Origin of the sequence: Streptomyces scopuliridis RB72 (genome assembly GCF_000718095.1) — a bacterium.
Lineage (GTDB): Bacteria > Actinomycetota > Actinomycetes > Streptomycetales > Streptomycetaceae > Streptomyces > Streptomyces scopuliridis.
Window position 1 is genome coordinate 56,212 of record NZ_JOEI01000022.1, and the last position, 25,058, is coordinate 81,269.

At 72.4% G+C, this 25,058-nt stretch carries 2 protein-coding genes (1 of these 2 running past the window's edge); both read left to right on the forward strand.

Going from position 1 to position 25,058, the window contains the following annotated elements; translation table 11 throughout:
* Positions 1-13,295: the 3' portion of a non-ribosomal peptide synthetase gene (locus tag IF11_RS0126475; protein WP_051746232.1), read on the forward strand. 886 nt of this gene lie to the left of the window's left edge; the window shows 13,295 of its 14,181 coding nt (coding positions 887-14,181); the start codon falls outside the window, past its left edge; it ends in the stop codon at positions 13,293-13,295.
* Positions 13,289-25,027, forward strand: a complete 11,739-nt coding sequence (locus tag IF11_RS41045; protein ID WP_030354245.1) for a non-ribosomal peptide synthetase — start codon at positions 13,289-13,291, stop codon at positions 25,025-25,027. Before IF11_RS0126475 ends, IF11_RS41045 begins: the two co-directional genes overlap by 7 nt.
* Positions 25,028-25,058: the final 31 nt, after the last annotated feature.

The following is a 25,058-nucleotide window of genomic DNA, read 5'->3' on the forward strand; positions in this document are numbered from 1 at the left end:
CGCTGCCCGTACGGGTGCGGCTGGACCCGGCCGAGCCGGTGGGCGAGATGCTGGCCCGGTTCCAGCGGCAGCAGGCCGGGCTCATGTCCCACCAGCACCTGAACCTGCCCGATGTGCACGCCCTGGCCGGCGCGTCCGGTGAGCTGTTCGACACGATCACCGTCACCGAGAACTACCCCTTCGACGAGAAGGGCTTCCGGGAGCTGGCCGGCCTGACCATCGTCGGCGCGCAGGGTGCGGACGCCAACCACTACCCGCTCAGCGTGGCCGCCCTCCCCGGTGAGACGCTGCGGATCCGCTTCGGCTACCGGCCCGACGTCTTCAGCCCGGCAGACATAGAGGCGATCGGCGACCGGCTGGTGCGGGCGCTGGAAGCCGTGGTGCGTGACCCGGGCCGCCCCGTCGGCCGCCTGGATCTGCTCGCCGCGAACGAGCGCGACGAGGTCCTGCACGCCCGCGACGACACCGGGACCGAGCGCCCGCGGACCCTGCCGGAGCTGTTCGCCGCGCGGGTCCACCAGGCGCCGGCGGACCCGGCCGTGATCTTCGAGGACACCACGCTGTCCTACGCCGAGCTGGACCGCCGGGCGAACCAGTTGGCCCACCGCCTCGTCGCGGCCGGAGCCCGGCCGGAGCAGTTCGTCGCCCTGGCACTGCCGCGGTCGGCGGAACTGGCCGTCGCCGTGCTCGCCGTGCACAAGGCCGGCGCCGCGTATCTTCCGGTGGACCCGGACTACCCGGCCGACCGCATCGCGTACATGCTGGACGACGCGCGGCCCCGGATCGTGCTGACCACCGCCGCCATCGCCGAGACCCTGCCGGCCGGCGGCCCGCCACGGATCGTGCTGGACGACCCGGACACCATGGCGCGCGTCGCCGCCGCTCCGGGCGACCGGGCGCCGGCCCCGGCGACGACGGTGGACCATCCCGCCTACCTCATCTACACCTCCGGATCCACCGGCAGGCCCAAGGGCGTCGTGGTCTCGCACCGCGGCATCGCGAGCCTGGTCGCCGCGCAGATCGAACGGTTCGAGGTCGGTCCCGGCAGCCGCGTACTGCAGTTCGCCTCGATCAGCTTCGACGCGGCGTTCTGGGAGCTGGTCATGGGCCTGCTGACCGGCGCGGCCCTCGTACTCGCGCCGGCCGAACGGGTCCGCCCGGGCAGGCCGTTGGCCGAGCTTGTCGCCGAACGGGGCGTGACCCATGCCACGATCCCGCCGGCCGCGCTCGCCGTGCTCGACCGGGACGCGCTGCCCGAGGGCATCACGCTGGTGGTGGCCGGCGAGGCGACCGCGCCGGAGCTGGTCGGCCGCTGGTCGGCCGGCCGCCGCATGATCAACGCGTACGGCCCCTCCGAAACCACCGTCTGCGCCACCATGAGCGCGCCGCTGGCGGGAGAGACGGCCCCGCCGATCGGCGGCCCGATCACCGGCACCCGGGTCTACCTGCTGGACTCCGCGCTGCGCCCGGTGCTGCCCGGCGTGCCCGGCGAACTGTACGTGGCCGGGGCCGGCCTGGCCCGCGGCTACCTGGACCGGCCGGGGCTGACCGCCGAGCGCTTCGTGGCCAACCCCTTTGAGGGCCCTGGTGCCAGGATGTACCGCACCGGCGACGTGGCGACCCGCAACGCCCACGGCCAACTGGTCTTCCACGGGCGCGCCGACAGCCAGGTGAAACTGCACGGCTTCCGCATCGAACCCGGCGAGATCGAGTCGGTACTGCTCGCCCGGGACGACATCGCCCAGGCCACCGTGATCATCCGCGAGGACCGGCCCGGCGACCACAGGCTGGTGGCCTACCTGGTCCCCGGGGCCGGCGCCGAGACGCCGGGCGTGGCCGCCCTGCGCGCGGGGGTCTCGGGCACCCTGCCGTCGTACATGGTGCCGGCGGCCTTCGTCGTCCTCGACGAACTCCCGCTGACCCCCAACGGGAAGCTGGACAAGCGCGCGCTGCCCGCCCCGGACTTCTCCGGCGTGGCCTCGGGCCGCACGCCGCGGACCCCCCAGGAGGAGATTCTCTGCGGGCTGTTCGCGGAGATCCTCGGCGCGTCCGTGGTGAGCATCGACGACAGCTTCTTCGAACTCGGCGGTCACTCGCTGCTGGCGACCCGGCTGGTCACCCGGATCCGCTCGGTGTTCGGCGTGCAGTTCTCAATGCGCAGCCTCTTCGAAGCGCCGACCGTGGCCGGGCTCGCCCAACTGCTCACCTCGCAGGGCCCGGTCACCCGGCGGATCGAACCTGCCCCGCGTCCGGCCGATGTCCCCCTGTCGATGCAGCAGACCAGGCTGTGGTTCCTCAACCGGTTCGAGGGCCCGAGCCCGGCGTACAACGTGCCCATGGCCGCCCGGCTGACCGGACCGCTGGACGTCGGGGCGCTGCGCATGGCGCTGGCCGATGTGGCCCGGCGGCACGATTGTCTGCGCACGGTGTTCCCGGAGCGCGACGGCATGCCCTGTCAGGTCGTGGTGGACACCACACCGGATCTGACCGTGACCGACGTCGAACCGGCCGGTCTGGACGCGGCGCTGGTCGAGGCCGCGAGCCAGTGCTTCGACCTGACCGCCGAGCCACCGGTGCGGGCGCGGCTGCTGCGGCTCGGCGACGAGGAGCACGTCCTGCTGGTGCTGATGCACCACATCGTGATGGACGAGTGGTCGGCCGTGCCGTTCGGCCGTGACCTCTCCGCTGCCTACGGCGCTCGCCGCGAGGGCGGTGAGCCGCCATTCGAACCGCTCCCGGTGCAGTACGCGGACTTCGCCCTGTGGCAGCGCGACGTACTCGGCAGCGAGGACGACCCGGGCAGCACGGTGTCACGGCACCTGGCCTTCTGGCGCGAGGCGCTGGCCGGGCTGCCGCTCGAACTGGACCTGCCGGTCGACCGGCCGCGTCCGGCGACCGCCTCCTACCGGGGCGGCACGGTGCCCTTCCGGATCAACCAGGAGGTCCACCGGCGCCTCGTCGCGCTCTCCCGTAACTGCCAGGCCAGCGTGTTCATGACGTTGCAGGCGGGCCTCGCGGTGCTGCTGCACCGGCTGGGCGCCGGAGACGACATCCCGCTCGGCACCCCGATCGCCGGGCGCAGTGACGAGTCGCTGGACGACCTGGTCGGCTTCTTCATCAACACCCTGGTGCTGCGCACCGACCTGTCCGGTGATCCCGACTTCCGTGAACTGCTGGGCCGGGTGCGGGAGGCCGACCTGGCCGCCTACGGCCACCAGGAGGTGCCGTTCGAGCGGTTGGTGGAGGTGCTGAACCCCGACCGCTCGATGGCCCGGCACCCGCTCTTCCAGGTGATGCTCACTCTCCACAACAACCCGACAGCGCCGTTCCGGCTGCCGGGGGTGCGGGTCGGCAGGCAGCGCGTCGACGCCGCGGTGGCCAAGTTCGACCTGCTGTTCAGTCTGCGCGAGAGCTACACGCCCGACGGACGTCCCGGCGGCGTCGAGGGCTTCGTCGAGTACAGCGAGGACCTGTTCGACGAGCAGACCGCCGAGCGCATCGCGGCCTCGTTCGTGAGAGTGCTGGAGGGCGCCGTCGCCGACCCCGGCCGCGCGGTGAGCAAGGTCGAGGTGCTGGACCCGGTCGCCCGCCACGACCTGCTGGTCACCCGCAACGACACCGAGCACCCGGTACCCGGCGCCTCGCTGCCCGCGCTGTTCGAGGCCCGGGTCGCGGCACACCCCGACGCCCCCGCACTGGTGTACGGCGACGAGGAGCTGACGTACGCCGGACTGAACGCGCGGGCCAACCGGCTCGCCCGCCTTCTGATCGGCCGCGGCATCGGTCCCGAGAGCATCGTGGGGCTGGCCCTGCCCCGCTCGGCGGAGCTGATCGTCGGCCTGCTCGCCGTGCTCAAGGCGGGCGCGGGCTATCTGCCGGTCGACCCGGAGTACCCGGCCGAGCGGATCGCCTTCATGCTTGAGGACGCCAATCCCGGGGCGCTGCTGACGACCACCGAGGTCGCCGGCCGACTGCCCGCCGGGCAGCCGGCGCTGTCGCTGGACGATCCACGGGTGCTCGCCGAACTGGCCGAGCCGGCGGACACCGACCCCCGCGACGACGAGCGGACCGTCCCGCTGCTGCCGCGGCACCCCGCCTACCTGATCTACACCTCCGGCTCGACGGGCCGCCCCAAGGGCGTGGTGATGCCGGGCGGCGCGCTGGTCAACCTGATGTCCTGGCACGCCGCGACCATCCCCGCCGAACCACAAGCCCGGGTCGCCCAGTTCACCGCGATCAGCTTCGACGTCTCGGCCCAGGAGATCCTCTCCGCCCTGCTGGACGGCAAGACGCTCGTGATGCCGGACGAGGAGACCCGGCGCGACCCGGCGCGGTTCGCGGCCTGGCTGCGGGAGCGGCACGTCACCGAGCTGTACGCGCCCACCATGATGCTGGACGCCCTCGGAGAGGCGGTCGTGGAGCACGGCATCGACCTGCCCGCCCTGCGGCATGTCTCCCAGGCCGGCGAGGCCCTGGTGCTGGGCGATCGCGTCCGTGAACTGTGCGGCGCGGCCCCGCGGACGCTGCACAACCACTACGGCCCGTCCGAGACGCACGTGGTCACCGCCCACACCCCGCCGGCGGACGGTCGGGGCCTGCGCGGGAGACCGGTGCCGATCGGGCGTCCCGTGTGGAACACCCAGGTGTACGTGCTGGACGCGGCCCTGCGTCCGGTACCGGACGGCGTCATCGGCGAACTGTACGTGGCCGGCGCGCAGTTGGCGCGCGGCTACCACGACCGGCCGGGCCTCACCGCGGAGCGGTTCACGGCCGACCCGTTCGGACCGCCCGGCACCCGCGTGTACCGCACCGGCGACCTGGTGCGCTGGAACGGCGACGGCCTCCTGGAGTACACCGGCCGTTCGGACCACCAGGTGAAGATCCGCGGCTTCCGGATCGAACCGGGCGAGATCGAGGCCGTACTGCGCGCACACCCCGAGGTCGCCCGGGCCGCCGTCGTGGCCCAGGACGACCGGAGCGGCGGCCGGCGGCTGGTCGGCTACGTGGTGCCGGTCGCCGGCCCCGTCCGCCCGGCCGCGCTGCGCGCGCACGTCGCGGCGGCGCTGCCGGACCACATGGTGCCCGGGGCGTTCGTGGCCCTGGACGAGTTCCCGCTGACGCCCAGCGGCAAGCTGGACCGGGCCGCGCTGCCGCTGCCCGAGGCCGAATCGCCGGCGGTCCGCGCCCCGCGTGGTCCCCGCGAGGAGATCCTGTGCGGACTGTTCGCCGAGGTGCTCGGCGTTCCTTCGGCCGGCGCCGACGACGACTTCTTCGCCCTTGGCGGCCACTCGCTGCTGGCGACCAAGCTGGTCAGCCGGATCCGTTCCACGCTGGGCGTGGAACTGGCCGTGCGCGACATCTTCCAGACCCCCACCGTGGCGGGCCTCGCCGCCAAGGCGGCCGGTGCGGCCGGCGCCCGCGCCGCCGTCCGCGCCATGCCCCGCACCGACCTCATCCCGCTCTCCTCCGCGCAGCGTCGGCTGTGGTTCCTCAACCGGCTGGAGGAGAAGAGCTCCACGTACAACCTGCCACTGGCCGCGCGGCTCACCGGGGCGCTGGACGTGCCGGCGCTGCGGGCCGCGCTCGGTGACGTGGTGGCCCGGCACGAGAGCCTGCGCACCACGTTCCCCGAAGCCGACGGCACCCCCCGCCAGTCGATCGTCCCGGCGGAGCGGGCCGCTCCCGACCTCGTGGTCGCCCGGGTCGACGAGACGGGGCTGGACGCCGCGATGCAGGAGGCCGCCTTCCGCGGTTTCGACCTGGCCGGTGAACTGCCGTTGCGGGCACACCTGTACGAGCTGGGTCCGGATCGCCACGTGCTGCTCATCGTGATGCACCACATCGCCGGCGACGGCCTGTCCATGGCGCCGATGGCCCGCGACCTCGCCGAGGCGTACGCCGCCCGGTTGCAGGGCCGCGCGCCCGGCTGGGATCCGCTCCCGATCCAGTACGCGGACTACACGCTGTGGCAGCGCGAGGTGCTGGGCAGCGAGACCGAGCCGGACAGCGAGATCGCCCGGCAACTGGAGTTCTGGCGCACGGCCCTGGCCGGGCTGCCGGACGAGCTGCGACTGCCGGCCGACCGGCCGCGGCCCGCGGTGGCCGACCATAAGGGTTCCACGGTCCCCTTCGCGGTCCCGGCCGAACTGCACGAGCGGATGGCGCTGCTGGCCCGGCGGACCAGGACCAGCCTGTTCATGGTCGGCCAGACCGCGCTCGCCGCACTGCTCACCCGGCTCGGCGCGGGCACCGACATCCCACTGGGCACCCCGGTCGCCGGGCGCACGGACGAGGCGCTGGACGAACTGGTCGGGTTCTTCGTCAACACCCTGGTGCTGCGCATCGACACCGGCGGCGATCCGACCTTCACCGACCTGCTGGGCAGGGTGCGCGAGGACAACCTCGCCGCCTACGCCAACCAGGAGGTGCCGTTCGAGCGGCTGGTCGAGGTACTCAACCCCGAGCGCTCGCTCGGCCGACACCCGCTCTTCCAGGTCTGGCTGAACCTGCAGAACACCCCCGACGCCGAGATCACCCTGCCCGGCGTGGAGATCGGCCCGCAGGACTGCGGCATCGGCGCGGCCAAGTTCGACCTCGCCTTCAGCCTGCGCGAGCGCTACGACGAACAGGGCCGGCCGGCCGGCATGACCGGCCTCGTCGAGTACAGCGACGACCTGTTCGATCCGGGGACCGTCGCGCGCATCGCCGACCGGCTGCTGCGCCTGCTGGACGCGGTGTGCGCGGACCCGGACCTGCCCGTCACCCGGCTCGATGTGCTCTCCCCGGCGGAGCGGCACCAGGTGCTGGACGACTTCAACGCGACCGCGCGCGACATGCCGCGGGGCACCATCGCCGAAATGTTCGGCCGCCAGGCCGCCGCCACCCCGTCCTCCGTGGCGATCCGTTACGACGGTACGGAGCTGACCTACGCACAACTGGACGCCGAGGCAAACCGCCTGGCACACCTGCTGGTGGGCAAGGGCATCGGCCCCGAGGACATCGTGGCCGTCGCCCTGCCGCGTACGCCGCGACTGGTGGCCGCCCTGCTCGCGGTGGGCAAGGCCGGCGCGGCCTACCTGCCCGTCGACCCGGCCTATCCGGCGGACCGTATCTCCTTCATGCTCGCCGACGCCCGGCCGGCCACGCTGCTGACCGAGAGACCGGCCGCCGACGGGCTGCCCGGCTCCGAGGTCTCCCACGTGCTGCTGGACGACCCCGGTGTCCGGGGCGAACTGGCCGCGCTGCCGGACACCGCGCCGGACACCGGACGGAAGGCATCCCCGGCCAACGCCGCGTACCTGATCTACACCTCCGGCTCCACCGGCGTTCCCAAGGGCGTGGTGGTCTCGCACGAGGGCATCGGCTGCTTCGGCGCCATCCGTGAGCAGTTCGGCCTCGACGCGAGCAGCCGCATGCTCCAGTTCGCCTCCGCCGGCTTCGACGCCGCCGTCTGGGAGGTGCTCGCACCGCTGCTCGTCGGGGGAGTCCTGGTGATGGCCCCCGCCGACGACCTGGCGGTCGGCGAGCCGCTCGCGGCGCTGCTGGCCCGCGAACGCGTCACACACGCCAACATCCCGCCGGCCGCCCTTGCCGTGCTGCCCCCGGGCGCGCTCCCCGAAGGCATGAACGTGATCGTCGCGGGGGAGGCGTCCGCACCGGACCTGATCGCCCGCTGGGCGGACGGCCGACGGCTGCTCAACGCCTACGGCCCGACCGAGGCCACCGTGTGCGCCACGGTCAGCGACCCTCTCACCGGCGGCGTCACCCCGCCGATCGGCCGCCCGCTGTGGAACGTCCGGGTGCTGGTGCTGGACGAGACGCTGCAGCCGGTCCCGGTCGGGACGCCGGGCGAGGCATACCTGGCCGGAGCGAGCCTGGCCCGAGGCTACGCGGGCCAGCCCGGACTGACCGCGGAGCGGTTCGTGGCCGACCCGTACGGCCCCGCCGGCTCCCGTATGTACCGGACCGGCGACCTGGTCCGCTGGCTGCCGGACGGCAACCTGGAGTTCGCCGGCCGCGCCGACGACCAGGTCAAGATCCGCGGTTTCCGGATCGAGCCGGGCGAGATCGAGTGGGTGCTCGCCGCCCACCCCGATGTCGCGCAGGCGGCCGTACTGGCCAGGGAGGACGAGCCGGGCGACCGGCGCCTGGTCGCCTACGTGGTCGCCCTGGAAGGCCGCGAGGCGCCCTCGGCGGCGGCGCTGCGCGAGCACACCGCCGCGCGGTTGCCCGATTACATGGTGCCGGCGGCGTTCGTCGTACTCCCGGCACTGCCACTGACCCCCAACGGAAAGATCGACCGCAAGGCGCTGCCGGCGCCGGAGTCCACCGGCCGGACCGCCGGTCGTGCTCCGTCCAACGAGACCGAGGCCAGGCTGCGGCGGATCTTCTGCGCGGTGCTCCTCGACGACGAGGTCGACGTCGAGGCGAACTTCTTCGAACTCGGCGGGCACTCCCTCCAGGCGACCAAGCTGGTCAGCCGGATCCGCAGCGAGTTCGCCGCCGAACTGCCGCTGCGCGACTTCTTCGAGAACCCGACCGTGGCCGGCCTGGCCGTGCTGATCGACAGGGCCGACGACGCCCGGCGGACCGTGGTGCCGCAAGCGCGGCCGGAGCGCGTCCCGCTGTCGTGCGCACAGCGCCGGCTGTGGTTCCTGGGAAGACTGGAGGGCCCCAGCCCCACCTACAACATCCCCTTGGCCATGCGGCTCGCCGGAGCGCTCGACGTCGTCGCGCTGCAGGCCGCGATCGGCGACGTGGTGGCCCGGCACGAGAGCCTTCGCACCACGTTCCCCGAGACCGACGGGGTGCCGCGCCAGGAAATCCTGGGCCCCGAGGCGGCCACCCCCCGGCTGCGGATCACCGAGACCGGACCGGACGAGGTGGACGCGGCGGTCGCCGAGGCCGCCGCGTACGGCTTCGACCCGGCCGCCGAACCGCCGGTGCGCGTCCATCTGTTCACCGTGGCGCCGCAGGACCACGCGCTGCTCTTCCTCGTCCACCACATCGCCTGCGACGGCTGGTCGCTCGGCCCGCTGCTGCGCGACCTGTCGGACGCCTACCGGGCCCGGGTGTCCGGCCGGGCGCCGCAGTGGACGCCGCCGGCCGTGCAGTACGCCGACTACGCCATCTGGCAGCACGACATTCTGGGCGACGAGGACGACAAGGACTCGCGGCTGGCGACGGAGCTGGACTACTGGCGCGAGCAGCTCGCCGGCATGCCGGAGGAACTGGCGCTGCCGACCGACCTGCCACGCCCCGCCAGACCCAGCCACCGGGGCGACGTGGTACGGCTGCGCCTGGAACCCCCGCTGCACCGCGCGCTGGCCGGCCTGGCCAAGAGCGCGGGAGCGAGCCCCTTCATGGTGCTGCAGGCCGGGCTCGCCGCACTACTGACCCGGCTCGGCGTCGGCACCGACATCCCCCTGGGCACCACGGTCGCCGGACGCACCGACGACGCCCTCGATGACGTGGTCGGCTTCTTCGTCAACACCCTGGTGCTGCGCACCGACACCAGCGGCGCCCCGAGCTTCCGGGAACTGGTCGAACGGGTGCGGCGCACCGACGCCGCCGCCCACGAGAACCAGAACGTGCCGTTCGAACGGCTTGTCGAGGTGCTGAGCCCCAGCCGCTCGATGTCCCGGCATCCGCTGCTGCAGATCATGCTCAACCTGCTCAACACCCCGCCCGCCGAACTGAGCCTCGGTGACGACCTGACCATCGCCCAGCAGCCCAGCGGTCTGCGCGTGGCCAAGTTCGACCTGGCGTTCAACCTGGCCGAGACGGCCGGTGCGGACGGCGAACCCGACGGCATCGTGGGTGTGATCGAGTACAGCACCGACCTGTTCACCCACGGCACCGTCCAGATGCTGGCCGACCGGCTGGTCGCCCTGCTGGACCGCCTGCTGGCCGAGCCGGACCGCCCCATCGGCGACCACGACCTGCTGACCGCCGACGAGCGGGAGCGTCTGCTCGGCACGTGGAGCCGCACCCCGGCCGAGGTGCCGGCCGGCACCATGGCGGACCTGTTCGAGGCACAGGCGGCGCGCACGCCCGGGGCCACCGCCCTGTGGTGCGAGGGCGAAGCGACCGGTTACGCCGAGCTGGACCGCCGGGCCAACCGGCTGGCCCGTGAACTGATGTCACGCGGCGTCGGCCCGGGTCGGATCGTCGCGGTCGCCGTACCGCGCTCCGCGCAGCAGGTCACCGCGTTCCTGGCGGTGGTCAAGGCGGGCGCCGCCTACCTTCCGGTGGATCCGGAGTACCCCGCCGAGCGCCTGGAGTTCATGCTCGCGGACGCCGCACCGGCCGTGCTGCTGGCCACCGACGCGTCGCGTGGCCTGCTGCCCTCCGCACCGCAGGTGCCGACATGGGTGCTGGACGAGCCGGAGTTCGCCGCCTCGGTGGCCGCCCGTCCCGCCACCGCCCTCGCGGGACCGGGAAGGGCCACCCCCGGCAGCCCGGCCTACGTCATCTACACCTCCGGGTCGACCGGCAGGCCCAAGGGTGTGCTGGTCAGCCATACCGGGCTGGCGTCGTTCGCGCACAGCCACGCCGAGAGGCTGGGCCTGGACGGCAAGAGCCGGGTGTTGCAGGTGGTGTCGACCAACTTCGACGTGTCGATCGGCGACCTGGCGATGAGCCTGCTGTCGGGTGCCGCCCTCGCCCTGCCCGACCCGGCCCGGGAGTTGGCCGGCGACGGTCTGGCCGATGCCATCGAGTCTGCCGGAGCCACCCATGTGATGCTGCCGGCCCCGCTTCTGGGCACACTGCCCGAGTGCGAGCTGCCCAGCCTGCGCTGCATCGTCTCCGGCGGCGAGGCACTCTCGCCGGGCCTGCTCGCGCGCTGGTCGGCCGGACGCACCGTCATCAACGCGTACGGGCCGACCGAGACCACCATCGCCGCCACGCTCAGCGATCCGCTGTCGGGCGACACCATGCCGCCGATCGGGCGCCCGGTCGCCAACACCCGGGTCCTGGTGCTCGACGAACGGCTGCGGCCGGTGCCGGTGGGTGTCGCCGGCGAGCTCTACATCGCCGGCTCCGGCGTGGCGCTCGGCTATCTGGGCCGCACGGCCCTGACCGCGGAACGGTTCGTCGCCGACCCGTACGGGCCCGCGGGCGGACGGATGTACCGAACCGGCGACGTGGTGCGCTGGAACGCCTCCGGGCAGCTGGAGTTCGTCGGCCGCACCGACGAGCAGGTCAAGATACGCGGCTTCCGAGTGGAGCCCGGCGAGATCGAGACCGTGCTGCTCGCCCGGTCCGGGCTCGCCCAGGCCGCGGTGGTCGTACGCGAGGACCAGCCGGGGCTGCGCCGACTCGTGGCCTACGTGGTGCCCGAAGCGGGTGTCGGCGTACCCGAGCAGGCCGTGCTGCGCAAGGACGTCGCGGCCGTCCTGCCCGACTACATGGTGCCCGCCGCCTTCGTCGTCCAGGAGGCGCTGCCGCTCACCGCGAACGGCAAGCTCGACCGTGCCGCGCTGCCGGCACCCGAGTTCGACGCCGGCGTGCCGAGCCGCGACCCGGCCACCGAACGCGAGAAGACCCTCTGCCGGATCTTCGCCGACCTGCTCGGCCGGGAGACGGTCGGGGCCGACGACAGCTTCTTCGATCTCGGCGGCGACAGCATCGTCTCCATCCAGCTCGTCAGCCGGGCCCGGGCGGCCGGGATCGAACTGACCGTCCCTGACGTGTTCGAGTGCCGTACCCCCGCGGCGCTCTCGCAGATCGCCGAGGCAGCGTCCGAGACCCTCACCGAGGACTCTGACGCCGGCATCGGAGAGCTGCCGCTGACCCCGATCATGCACTGGTGGCGTGAGCACGGCGGACCGGTCGACGGCTTCCACCAGGCGATGGTGGTCCAGACGCCCGGCGCGCTCGACCTCGCCGCACTGACCGCCGCCGTCCAGGCGGTGGTCGACCGGCACGACGCGCTGAGGCTGCGGCTGACCAGAGCGGGCGACGAGGACTGGCGGATCGAGGTACGGCCCCGCGATGAGGTCAGCGCCGACGGACTTGTGCACCGGGTGGACTTCGCCGAGGCCGCGGCATCCGGCGAAGAGGAGGCCCGGCGCGCGCTGCTCGTCGAGCACGGCCGGGCCGCCTCGGAGCGCCTGACCCCCGAATCCGGCTCGCTGGTGCAGGTGGTCTGGTTCGACGCGGGCGCCGACCGGCCCGGCCTGCTGCTGCTGGCCGTGCACCACCTCGCGGTCGACGGCGTGTCCTGGCGGATCCTGCTGCCGGACCTGGCCGCGGCCTGGTCCCAGGTGGCGGCGGGCCGGGAACCTGAACGGGACGCCGTGGGCACATCACTGCGCACCTGGGCCGTCCGGCTCGCCGAGGAGGCCCATGAGGCACGCAGGCTGGAGGAGCTGCCGCTGTGGCGTGCCGCTCTCGGCGGTCCCGACCCGCAACTAACGGCGCGGCCGCTGGACAAGCGGCGGGACGTGTTCGGCACCGCGCGGACACTGACCCTCACCCTGCCCGCCGAGGTGACCGAACCGCTGCTGACGAGCGTGCCGGCTGCCTTCGACACGGGAATCAGAGACGTCCTGCTGACCGGGTTCGCGGTGGCCGTCGCCTCCTGGCGGGCCCGGCGTCAGCCGTCACTGGGCAACGCCGTGCTGGTGGAGATGGAGGGCCACGGCCGCGAACCGGTGGTCAAGGGGGCCGATCTGGCCCGTACCGTCGGCTGGTTCACCAGCTCCTTCCCGGTGCGCCTCAACCCCGGGCAGGTGGACTGGAACGACTTCTGGGCCGGCGGCGAGGCGGTGGAGACCACGCTCGCCAAGGTGCGCGCGGGCCTCGCCGAACTGCCGGACGGCGGCGTCGGCTACGGAATGCTGCGCTACCTCAACGAGCGCGCGGGCGCCCAACTGGCCGGGCTGCCTGCGCCGCAACTCGGCTTCAACTACCTCGGCCGGTTCCCCGCGGGCGGTGATGACGCCGAGGCACAGGACTGGAGTCCGCCGCCCGGCATGGCCGGCCTCACCGGTGGTGGCGACGCCGCCATGCCCATGGCGCACTGCCTGGATCTCAACGCGCAGACCCAGGACCACCCGGACGGCCCGCGACTGGTCGCCGCGTGGGCATGGCCGGACGGGATGTTCGACGAGGCGGAGGTGCGGGACCTGGCCGAGACCTGGTTCCGCGCCCTGACCGCCATCACGGACCGGCCGGGGAACCGGCAGGCGGCCCCCGACCGGCCGCAAGCGGCCACCTTGGTCCCGGTGGACCGGCGGGAATGGGACGAGTTCGAGAACGAGCTGGACGACGAGGGGTTGTCATGCTGAACCGGTCGCGCATCGAGGATCTCCTGCCCTTGTCGCCTCTGCAGGAAGGGCTGTTGTTCCACTCCCAGTACGGGGAGGACGACGAGGAGGCCCTCGACGTCTACACCGTTCAGATCGCGGTCGACCTGGACGGTGCGCTGGACGCCGACCGGCTCCGTGCCGCAGCCGCCGCACTGCTGCGCCGGCACGCCAACCTCCGTGTCGGCTTCCGCCGCCGCAAGAACGGCGATCCGGTGCAGCTGGTCCACCGTGAGGTCGAGCTGCCCTGGTTCGAGGCCGATTTCACCGGCGAGCCCGCCGAGCGACAGGAGGCCCTGCTCGCGGAGTTCATGGCCGCCGACCGCGTACGCCGCTTCGACCTGAAGCGCGCGCCGCTGGTGCGCTTCACCCTGATCCGGCTAGGGGAGAACCGTTGCCGGTTCCTGATGACCAACCACCACATCCTGCTCGACGGCTGGTCCGGGCCGCTGCTGATGCGCGAGCTGTTCGCCCTGTACGCAGGCGGCGAACTGCCGCCGGTGACGCCCTACCGGGACTACCTGTCCTGGCTGGGCCGGCAAGACCGGCGGGCCGCGCTCGCCGCCTGGCGCGACGCACTGGGCGACGTGAGCGAACCCACCATGGTCGCGTCGGACGCCGGCCGTGCCGCGGTGGTGCCTGAGGACCTGCTGGTCACCCTGGCGGAGGAGGTGAGCGACGGCCTGACGGAAACGGCCCGGCGCTGCGGCGTCACGCTCAACACCGTGGTGCAGGCGGCCTGGGGCGTCCTGCTGGGACGGCTGACCGGACGCGACGACGTCGTCTTCGGAGGAACCGTCTCGGGTCGGCCGTCGGCGGTCCCCGGCGTGGAGAACATGGTCGGCTCCTTCATCAACACCCTGCCGGTACGGGTCTCCGCGCGGCCGGCCGACTCCTGGGCGCGGCTGCTGGAACGCCAGCAGCGCAGGCAGGTGGCCCTGCTCAATCACCACCACCTCACGCTCGCCGATGTTCAGGCGCAGTCCGGGGTGGTGGGCGAACTGTTCGACACGCTGGTCGTGTTCGAGAACTACCCCGTGGAGGCCGACGGCCTCGGCGAGCTGGCCGAGGGCATCCGGATCACCGGCGCGGTCGGCCAGGACGCGACCCACTATCCACTGAGCCTGTTCCCCGCGCCGGGCCGGCGCATGCGGATCAGGCTCGGCTACCGGCCGGACCTGTTCGACCACGACCGCGCGCAGGGCATTCTGGACGCTCTTGTCGGCATCCTCATGCAGATCGGCGCCGACCCCGAGGCACCCGTCGGCCGCGTCCGGACCCTGCCCGAGGCCGAGCGCCACCGGCTGCTGACGGAGTGGAACGACACGGCGGCGCCCGTCGGCGGCGACTTTCTCGTCGGCCGCTTCGAACAGAACGCGGTCCGGACACCGGATGCGACCGCGGTCGTCGACGCCGATGGCGAGGTCTCCTACCGGGAGCTCGACGAGCGCGCCAACCGGCTGGCCCGCCACCTGACCGGCCTCGGCGTCGGACCGGAGTCATGGGTCGCCGTCGCCCTGCCCCGGGGCGCGGCACTCGTGACCGCCCTGCTCGCTGTCCTCAAGACCGGCGGCGCCTACGTCCCGCTGGACCCGGAGTACCCGGCCGACCGGATCGGCTACATCCTGGACGACGCACAGCCCTGCGCGCTGGTGACCGACTCCTCCGTGACCGGTCTGCCCGAGGCCGACGGGCTCCGGCGCGTCGTGCTCGACGATCCGGCGGTCGCCGCCGCGATCGCGCACCTGCCCGGCACCGGGCCGATCGACGCCGACCGGACCGCGCCGCCCCACCCGGCCAACCCGGCCTACGCCATCTACACCTCCGGCTCCACCGGCCGTCCCAAGGGCGTCGTCGTCTCCCGTGCCAACATCACGAATCTGGTCGCCGACATGCGGACCCGGTTCGACGTCGGCGCCGCCGACAGGCTGGTCGCGGTGACCACCATCGCGTTCGACATCGCCGCGCTGGAGCTGTTCGTACCGCTGATCGGGGGTGCCACCGTCGTCGTGGCCTCCCGCGACGAGGTGCTGGACCCGTCGGCACTCGCCCGGCTGATCAGCGGCACCGGCGCCACGATCATGCAGGCGACCCCCACGCTGTGGCAGGCCCTGGTCGCGGAGCGGCCGAAGGCCCTGGACGGCCTGCGGGTCCTCGTCGGTGGCGAGCCGCTGCCGGCGGATCTCGCCACCCGGCTGTGCGAGCTGGCCGCCGACGTCACCAACGTCTACGGACCGACCGAGACCACGGTGTGGTCCACCTCGGCCCGGCTGTGCGGCAGACCCGGGCTGCCCCCGATCGGCCGGCCGATCGCCAACACCCGGGTGTACGTGCTCGACTCCGCCCTCGCGCCCGCCCCGGCCGGCGTCGCGGGCGACCTGTACCTCGCCGGTGACGGCGTCGCCCGCGGCTACGCCAATCGGCCCGGCCTGACCGCGGAACGGTTCGTGGCCAACCCGTTCGGCGCGCCGGGCTCCCGCATGTACCGCACCGGCGACGTGGCGCGCTGGGCGGGTGACGGCCAGTTGGAGTTCGTCGGCCGGGCGGACGACCAGGTCAAGATCCGCGGCTTCCGGGTCGAACCGGGCGAGATCGAGGCGGTGCTGACAGCGCACGAGGCCGTCGCCCAGGCCGCCGTCGTCGCGCGCGCCGACGAATCGGGCGAGACCCGTCTCGTCGCCTACCTGGTCCCGGTCTCCGGCCGGACCGTGCCGGCCGTCGACGCGCTGCGCACCCACGCGGCGGCCCGGCTGCCCGAGTACATGCTGCCGGCCGTCTTCATGCCGCTGGACGCGCTGCCCGTGACGCCGAACGGCAAAGTGGACCGGAAGGCGCTGCCCGCCCCCGATTTCGCCGCACTCGTCACCCGTCAGGGCCCGCGCACCCCGCAGGAGGAGATCCTGTGCGGCCTGTTCGCGGAGATGCTCAACCTGCCGTCGGTCGGCATCCACGACAACTTCTTCGAACTGGGCGGCCACTCCCTGCACGCGACCCGTGTCGTCAGCAGGATCAGGTCGGCCTTCACGGTCGAACTCCCGCTGCGCGAGCTGTGGGAGGCGCCCACCGTCGCGGAACTGGTCGGCCGGATCGGCGGCGCGGCCGGTGCCCGGGCCCCTCTCCGGCCGATGGAGCGGCCGCGGGAGATCCCGCTCTCCCACGCCCAGCGCCGCCTGTGGTTCATGAACCGGTTCGAGCGGACCAGCACGGCCCACAACATCGTCCTGGCCGTGCAGATGACCGGGCCGCTCGACGTCGACGCGCTGCGCACGGCCGTACGCGACGTGGTCGCCCGGCACGAGAGCTTGCGTACCGTCTTCCCTGACACCGACGGCGAACCGCGCCAGGAGATCCTCCCCGCGGACCGGGGTGGCGAACTCGCGCTGGTGCGCACCACCGCGGAGGACCTGGACACCGCCATCGCGGCCGCGTCCGCGCAGAGCTTCGACCTTGCCACCGAGACCCCGCTGCGGACCACCCTCTTCGAGACCGGCCCGCAGTCGCACGTCCTGCTCACCGTGCTGCACCACATCGCCGGTGACGGCTGGTCGCTCGACCCGTTCTCCGGCGACCTGGCGCGCGCCTACACCGACCGGGCCGCGGGCAAGGCGCCCGACTGGCAGCCACTGCCGGTCCAGTACGCCGACTACACCATGTGGAACTACGGCATCCTCGGCTCGGAGGACGACCCGGAGAGCCGCATCCACCAGCAGCTCGCGTTCTGGAAGGAAGCGCTGGCGGACCTGCCGGACGAGCTGCGCCTGCCCACCGACCGGCCACGGCCGGCCAAGGCGGACTACCAGGCCGACTCGGTGCTGGTGCACCTTCCCGCCGAGCTGCACCGCGGCCTGACCGGGCTGGCCCGGCAGACCGGTACCACGCTGTTCATGGTCCTCCAGTCGGGCCTGGCCTCGCTGCTGTCGGTGCTGGGCTCGACGTCCGACGTCGTGATCGGCAGCCCGATCGCGGGCCGTACGGACGACGCGCTGGAACGGGTCGTCGGCTTCTTCATCAACACACTGGTGCTGCGTACCGACCTGTCAGGCGACCCCACGTTCACGGAGCTGCTGGGCCGGGTGCGCGAGGCCGACCTCGCGGCCTACGCCAACCAGGACGTGCCGTTCGAGCGGCTGGTCGAGGTGCTGAACCCGGAGCGCTCGCTCGCCCGCCACCCGCTCTTCCAGGTCTCGCTGGCCCTGCAGAACACGCCGGAGAGCGGCATGGGCCTCTCCGGCCTGGACTGCACCGTGCGCCAGGTGCCCGTCAAATCCACCCAGTTCGACCTCTCCCTGAGCTTCAACGAGAGCGTCGACCGCGAGGGCGAACCGCGCGGCATAGACGGCATCGTGGAGTTCCGCCTCGACCTCTTCGACCGCTCGACGGTCGAGAAGATGGGGGAAAGGCTGGTGCGCTTCCTGGAGGCCGTCGTCGCCGATCCGGACCTGCCGGTCGGTGCCATCGACGTGCTCTCGGCGCCCGAACGCCGTCGGGTGCTGGTGGAGTGGAACGACACGGCACGGGGCGATGTGGTGCCGGTGACGTTCCCGCGGCTGTTCGAGGCGGGTGCGGGGCGCGACCGGGACGCGGTGTCGGTGGTGTGCGGTGCCGAGTCGTTGTCGTACGGGGAGGTGGACGAGCGGTCGAATCGGCTCGCGCGGGTACTGATCGACGCGGGTGTGGGACCCGAGCGCGTGGTCGCGCTGCTGCTGCCGCGGTCGGTGGAGATGGTCGTGGCGCAGCTCGCGGTGCTGAAGGCCGGCGGCGCCTACCTGCCGGTGGATCCGGACTACCCGGCCGAACGGGTGGAGTACATCCTGAGCGACGCCGAACCGGCGCTGATGCTGTCCACCCGGCAGACCGCGGAGCGGCTGGCCGGTGTGGGCGGCGGGGTGCGCCGGCTGGCGGTCGACACGGACCCGGGTCTCCAGGAGGCGGACGGTTCGCCGGTGAGCGACGGGGATCGTACGGCTCCGCTGCGGCTGGACCACCCGGCGTATGTGATCTACACCTCCGGGTCGACCGGACGGCCCAAGGGCGTGGTGATCACTCACCGGGGACTGGCCGCCTTCGCCGCCTCGTGCGTGGAGCGGTTCGCCGTCGACGCGCGGTCGCGTGTGCTGCAGTTCTCCTCGCCGAGCTTCGATGCTTCGGTGCTGGAGCTGTGCATGGCGGTCGCGGCGGGCGCCGCCCTGGTCGTGCCGCCGGCCGGCCCGCTGGTGGGCGAAGCGCTCGTGGAGGTCCTGCGCGCGCACCGGGTCTCCCACGCCCTCATCCCCCCGGCCGCACTGGCGAGCGTCCCGGCGGCGGAAGCCGGCGAACTCACCCACTTCCGGGGCCTGGTCGTGGGCGGCGACGCCTGCTCGCCGGAGCTCGTGGCCCGCTGGGCGCCCGGCCGCCGCATGGTGAACGCCTACGGCCCCACCGAGGCAACCGTGGCCGTCACGATGAGCACGCCCCTGCCTCCCCACGGCGCCGTACCCATCGGCTCCCCGGTGATCAACACCCGGGCCTTCGTCCTCGACGGCCGCCTGCGCCCCGTCCCGGTCGGCGTCTCCGGTGAGCTGTACGTGACCGGTGACGGGCTGGCACGCGGCTACCTGGACCGACCCGCACTGAGCGCCGAGCGGTTCGTCGCCAACCCCTTCGGCCCGGCCGGATCGCGGATGTACCGGACAGGCGACATCGTCCGGTGGACCGCGGACGGCGTTCTGGAGTTCGTCGGCCGCGCGGACGAACAGGTCAAGATCCGCGGCTTCCGCATCGAACTCGGCGAGATCGAAACCGTGCTCGCCGAGGACCCCGCGGTCGCCCAAGTGGTCGTCCACGCACGGGAGGACAAGGAGCACCGCAAGCAGCTCGTCGCCTATCTCGTTCCCGTCGCCGACGCCGAGATCGACACCGGACGGCTGCGGGAGCTGGTGGCCGCCATCCTGCCGGACCACATGATGCCCGCCGCGTTCGTCCCCCTCGACGAGCTGCCGCTCACCCCTCACGGGAAGCTCGACCGCAAAGCCCTGCCCGCCCCCGAGTTCACCTCCTCGCAGGGCGACCGGGCGCCGGGCAACGAGACCGAGAGGATCCTGTGCGGGCTGTTCGCCGAGGTTCTCGGCCTGAACGAAGTCGGGGTCGACGACAGCTTCTTCGACCTCGGCGGCGACAGCATCGTGTCCATCAAGCTGGTCAGCCGGGCCCGCGCGGTGGGCATCGAGTTCACCGCCCGAGATGTGTTCGAACACAAAACCGTCGCCTGCCTCGCGGCGGCCGCCAGGAGTATGGAGAAGTCCTTGCGAGACCGCGGTGACACCGACGGCGTCGGCTCGGTGCCGCTGCTCCCGATCATCCACTGGATGCGGGAGCGCGGCGGTCCGATCAAACGCTTCAACCAGACCATGATGGTGGTCGTCCCCGCCGATCTCGGCATGAAGCGTCTGGAAGCCGCCTTGCAGGCCGTGCTCGACCACCACGACGCGCTGCGGATGCGGCTCCGCCGCACCGGCCGCCTGATCTGGAACCTGGATGTCCCGCCCCGCGGAGAAGTGCGCGCCGCGGACTGCGTCCACCGGGTGGACATCGCAGGGCTGGGCAAGGAGGCGACCGGCGCCCGCATCGGGGAGCACGTCCAGGCCGCCTGGGACCGGCTCGACCCGGAGGCCGGCGCGATGGTACAGGCGGTCTGGTTCGACGCCGGTCCGGCCGCCCCCGGTCGGCTGCTGCTGGTCGTGCACCACCTCGTCGTGGACGGCGTCTCGTGGCGGATCCTGCTGCCCGACCTCGCCGATGCCTGGGCCGAGGTGGCGGCCGGCAGGACACCGGAACTGGCGCCGGTGGGCACATCGCTGCGTACCTGGGCCCAGCGGCTGACCGAGGCCGCGCAGGACGCCGAGCGTGTCGGGGAGCTGGAGACCTGGCTGGACATGCTCGGCGAGTCCGATCCGCTGCTGACCCCCGAACCACTCGACCCGAGGCGGGATGTCACCGCGACCGCGCGCACGCTGTCCCTGGTGCTGCCCACCGACCTGACCGCGGCGCTGCTGACGACCGTGCCGGCCGCGTTCCACGCCCGGGTCAACGACGTCCTGCTCACCGCGTTCGGCGCGGCGGTGGCGCGATGGCGGCAGACCCGCGGTCGGGGCGACCACACCGGCGTACTGATCGACCTTGAGGGCCACGGCCGCGAGGAGATCGTCGACGGTGCCGATCTCCACCGCACCGTCGGCTGGCTCACCAGCCTCTTCCCGGTCCGGGTCGACGCGGGCCGGCTCGACTGGGACGAGTTCCGCGATGGGGGTCCGTCGGCGGGCAGGGCGCTGAAGGAGGTCAAGGAGCAGCTTCGCAGACTGCCCGAGAACGGTATCGGCTACGGCCTGCTGCGCTACCTCAACCCGCAGACCAGCTCGATACTCGCGGGCCCGCCCAAGCCGCAGATCGGCTTCAACTACCTGGGCAGGTTCGCCGTCGCCGAGGAGCAGGCGCAGGCGGCGCCCCAGGAGTGGAGCCCGGCACCGGAGTCCGGCGGCCTCGGCGGAGGCGGCGACGCCGATGTGCCGCTGAGCCACAGCATCGACCTGAACGCGCAGACGCAGGACCGGGCCGACGGCCCACGCCTGATCGCCGTCTGGTCGTGGGCGGACGCGCTGTTCACCGAGGACGAGGTTCGCGAGCTCGCCGAGACCTGGTTCGAGGCCCTCGGCGCCCTCGTCACGCACGTGGCCCGGCCCTCGGCCGGTGGCCACAGCCCCTCCGACCTCTCCCTGGTCCCGCTGACCCAGGCTCAGATCGACATGGTCGAAACGGCCGACCCCGGCCGGCTCGAAGACGTGCTGCCGCTCACCCCGTTGCAGGAGGGCCTGCTCTTCCACGCCCAGTTCGACGAGAACTCCCCGGATGTCTACAACGTCCAGATCGCCGTGGACGTCGAGGGAGGCATGGACGCGCCGAGGCTCCGGGAGGCCGCGGCCGGGCTGCTGCGCCGGCACGCCAACCTGCGGGCCGCGTTCCGGCAGCAGGGACTGGACCGTCCCGTGCAGGTGGTACGGCACGACGTGGAACTGCCTTGGCGGGAGCTGGACCTCGGCGGCCTGGCCACCGGGGAACGGGAAGCCGAACTGGCCGGGTTCATGGCCGCCGACCGGGTGGACCGGTTCGATGTGGAGCGGCCCCCCTTGTTCCGGTTCACCCTCGTGCATCTGGGCGACGAGCGCTACAGATTCGTTCTCACCACCCATCACATCCTGCTGGACGGCTGGTCGGCGCCCCTGGTGGTGCGCGAGCTGTTCGTGCTGTACGCGGGCGGGGAGCTGCCCGCGCCCACCCCCTACCGGGAGTACCTGTCCTGGCTGGGCCGACAGGACAGGCAGACCGCGCTCGCCGCCTGGCAGAACGTGCTCGAAGGCGTCAGCGATCCGACGCTGATCGCCCCCGAGGACTCCGGCCGCCGGGCGACCGTACCGGACGAACTGCTGCACCGCGTCCCGGAGAAGCTGACCACCGCACTCGGTGCCGCGGCCCGGCGCTGCGGCGTCACCCTGAACACCGTCGTTCAGGCGGCCTGGGGTGTCCTGCTGGGACGGCTGACCGGTCGTGACGACGTCGTGTTCGGGGGCACGGTCTCCGGCCGGCCGCCCGAGATCCCCGGCGTGGAGAGCATGGTCGGCCTGTTCATCAACACCCTGCCGGTACGCGTCCGCGTACGGCCCGGCGAGTCCTGGGCCGCGCTTCTGGGCCGCCTGCAGGAGCAGCAGACCGAGCTGATGGGCCACCAGTACCTCGGCCTGCCGGACATCCTGCGTGCCCAGGGCGTCGACACGCTCTTCGACACCCTCACCGTCACCGAGAACTACCCGATGGACACCGGCGCCCTCGGAAAGCCCACCGAGGGGCGGCGGATCACCGGTCTGGAGGCGCGGGACGCCAACCACTACCCGTTCTCGCTGATCGCCGTTCCGACCAGAGAACTGCTGTTGAAGTTCGAGTACCGGGGCGAGCTGTTCGAGCGCGCCGAGATGGTGCGTTGGATGGACTGGCTGGTCGGACTGATCGGCCACTTCGCCGCCGACCCGGACCAGGCCGTCAGCGAGGCGGAGTTGCTGACCCCCGAGGAGCGCCGTCGGGTGCTGGTGGAGTGGAACCAGTCGGCGCGGGCTGATGTGGTGCCGATGACGTTTTCAGGGTTGTTCACGGAGTGTGTGGCGCGCGACCCGGGAGCGGTCGCGGTGGTATGCGGTGGGGAGTCGTTGTCGTACGGGGAGGTGGACGAGCGGTCGAATCGGCTCGCGCGGGTGCTGATCGACGCGGGTGTGGGGCCGGAGCGCGTGGTGGCGTTGGTGTTGCCGCGGTCGGTGGAGATGGTGGTGGCGCAGCTCGGGGTGCTGAAGGCGGGTGGTGCGTATCTGCCGGTGGATCCGGAGTATCCGGCGGAGCGGATCAGGTTCGTTCTGGGTGATGCGTCGCCGGCGCTGGTGCTGTCGTCGGAGGAGACCGCCGGGCGGTTGGCCGGGCTGGTCGATGGGTTGCGGTGGCTGACGATCGACTCCGATCCGGATATGGGCGCGGTCGACGGCTCGCCGGTGGCTGATGGAGATCGGTTGGCCCGGTTGGGAGTTGATCACCCGGCGTATGTGATTTATACGTCGGGATCGACGGGGCGGCCGAAGGGCGTGTTGGTCTCGCACCGGGGGCTGGCGGGTTTCGCGGTGTCGTGTGTGGAGCGGTTCGCCGTGGACGCGCGGTCGCGGGTGTTGTTGTTCTCTTCACCGAGTTTCGATGCGTCGGTGCTTGAGTTGTGCATGGCGTGGGGTGCCGGTGCGGCTCTGGTGGTGCCGCCCGCCGGACCGCTGGTGGGCGAGGCGCTCGCGGACGTCCTCAGGACGCGGAACGTCTCCCACGCCCTCATCCCACCTGCCGCACTGGCGAGCGTGCCGGTTGAGGCGGCGGGCGAGTTGAGCGGGTTGCGGGGTTTGGTAGTGGGAGGTGACGCGTGTTCGGCGGAGTTGGTGGCGCGCTGGGCGCAGGGGCGTCGGATGGTGAATGCGTACGGGCCGACCGAGTCGACGGTGGCGGTGACGACGAGTGGTCCGCTGGTGGCCGGCGGCGGGGTGCCGATCGGTTCGCCGGTGGTGAATACCCAGGTGTTCGTGCTGGACGGGTGGTTGCGTCCGGTTCCGGTGGGCGTGGCGGGTGAGCTGTATGTGGCCGGCGACGGGTTGGCGCGTGGGTATGTGGGCCGGCCGGGGTTGAGCGCGGAGCGGTTCGTGGCGAATCCGTTCGGTCCCGCGGGGTCGCGGATGTACCGGACCGGAGACGTCGTGCGCTGGAGCCAGGACGGCGTGCTGGAGTTCGTGGGCAGGGCGGACGAGCAGGTGAAGATCCGCGGCTTCCGGATCGAACTCGGCGAGATCGAAACCGCGCTCAACGAGCACGCGACCGTCGGCCAGGCCGTCGTCACCACCCGCCGGAACGACGAGGACACCAAGAGCCTCGTCGCGTACGTGGTGCCGGCCGACGGCGCGACGGTCGAGGTGCACGCCCTGCGAGCCGCCCTCGCGGAACGGCTGCCCGACTACATGGTGCCCGCGGCCGTCGTCGTACTGGACGCACTGCCGCTGACCCGGCACGGCAAGCTCGACCGTGCCGCGCTTCCGGCACCCGACTTCAACCCCACGGACTGGACGGGTCCGCGCACGCTGCAGGAGGAGATCCTGAGCGGCCTGTTCTCCGAGGTGCTCGGCCTCGACGCGGTCGGTGTCAAAGACAGCTTCTTCGACCTCGGTGGGGACAGCATCATGTCGATGCGGCTGGTCACCAAGGTCCGCGCCACGTTCGGCGCACGGCTGAGTATCCGGACCATCTTCGAGGCGCCCACCGTCGCGGAACTGGCCGGCCGGCTGGCCGGTGACACCGAGGGGGACACGCTGGACGTGCTGCTGCCGCTGCGTACCACGGGCACCAAGGCACCGCTGTTCTGTGTGCATCCGGCAGGTGGGCTGAGCTGGGTCTACTCGGGCCTGATGAAGCACATCGGTTCAGACCGCCCGCTCTACGGACTGCAGGCCAGGGGGCTCGCCGATCCGTCGGCGACGCTGCCGGCCAGCATCGAGGAGATGGCGGCGGACTACATCGCGCAGATCCGTGGCGTCCAGCCGAACGGCCCCTACCACCTGCTCGGCTGGTCGCTGGGCAGTCTGGTGATCCACGCCATGGCCACCCAGCTTCGGGCCGAGGGGGAGGAGGTCGGGCTGCTGGCCAACCTCGACCAGTATCCCGGCGACCGCGGCGAGCCGGAGCCGGAGCGCCTGCCGGACCAGCAGGACGCGCTGCGGATCATGCTGGACTTCGTCGGCTACGACATGGACAGTCTGGGCGCGGAGCCGCTGGAATACGCCATGGTGGCCGACGTGCTGAGGGAGCGTCAGAGTGTGTTCGCCAACCTCGACGAGTCCGCGATCGCCGCACTGGCCGATGTGTTCGCCAACAGCCGCACCCTGATCGGCGGGTTCGAGCCGCAGACGCTTGACTGCGATGTAGTGGTCTTCGTGGCCGAGCCGGACGAGACGGTGCCCGCGGCGGAACTGGCCGCGCGGGCCGAGCGGTGGCGGCCGTTCGTGACCGGAGGAATTGAATACCGGGTGGTGCGTTGCACCCATCCACACATGATGCAGCCCGAACCGGCTGCGGAAATCGGCCGCATACTCGCCGAAAAGCTCCAGGAAAGCAAGTAGTCGGATCCTCTTTCGCAGCCCACGATGAACG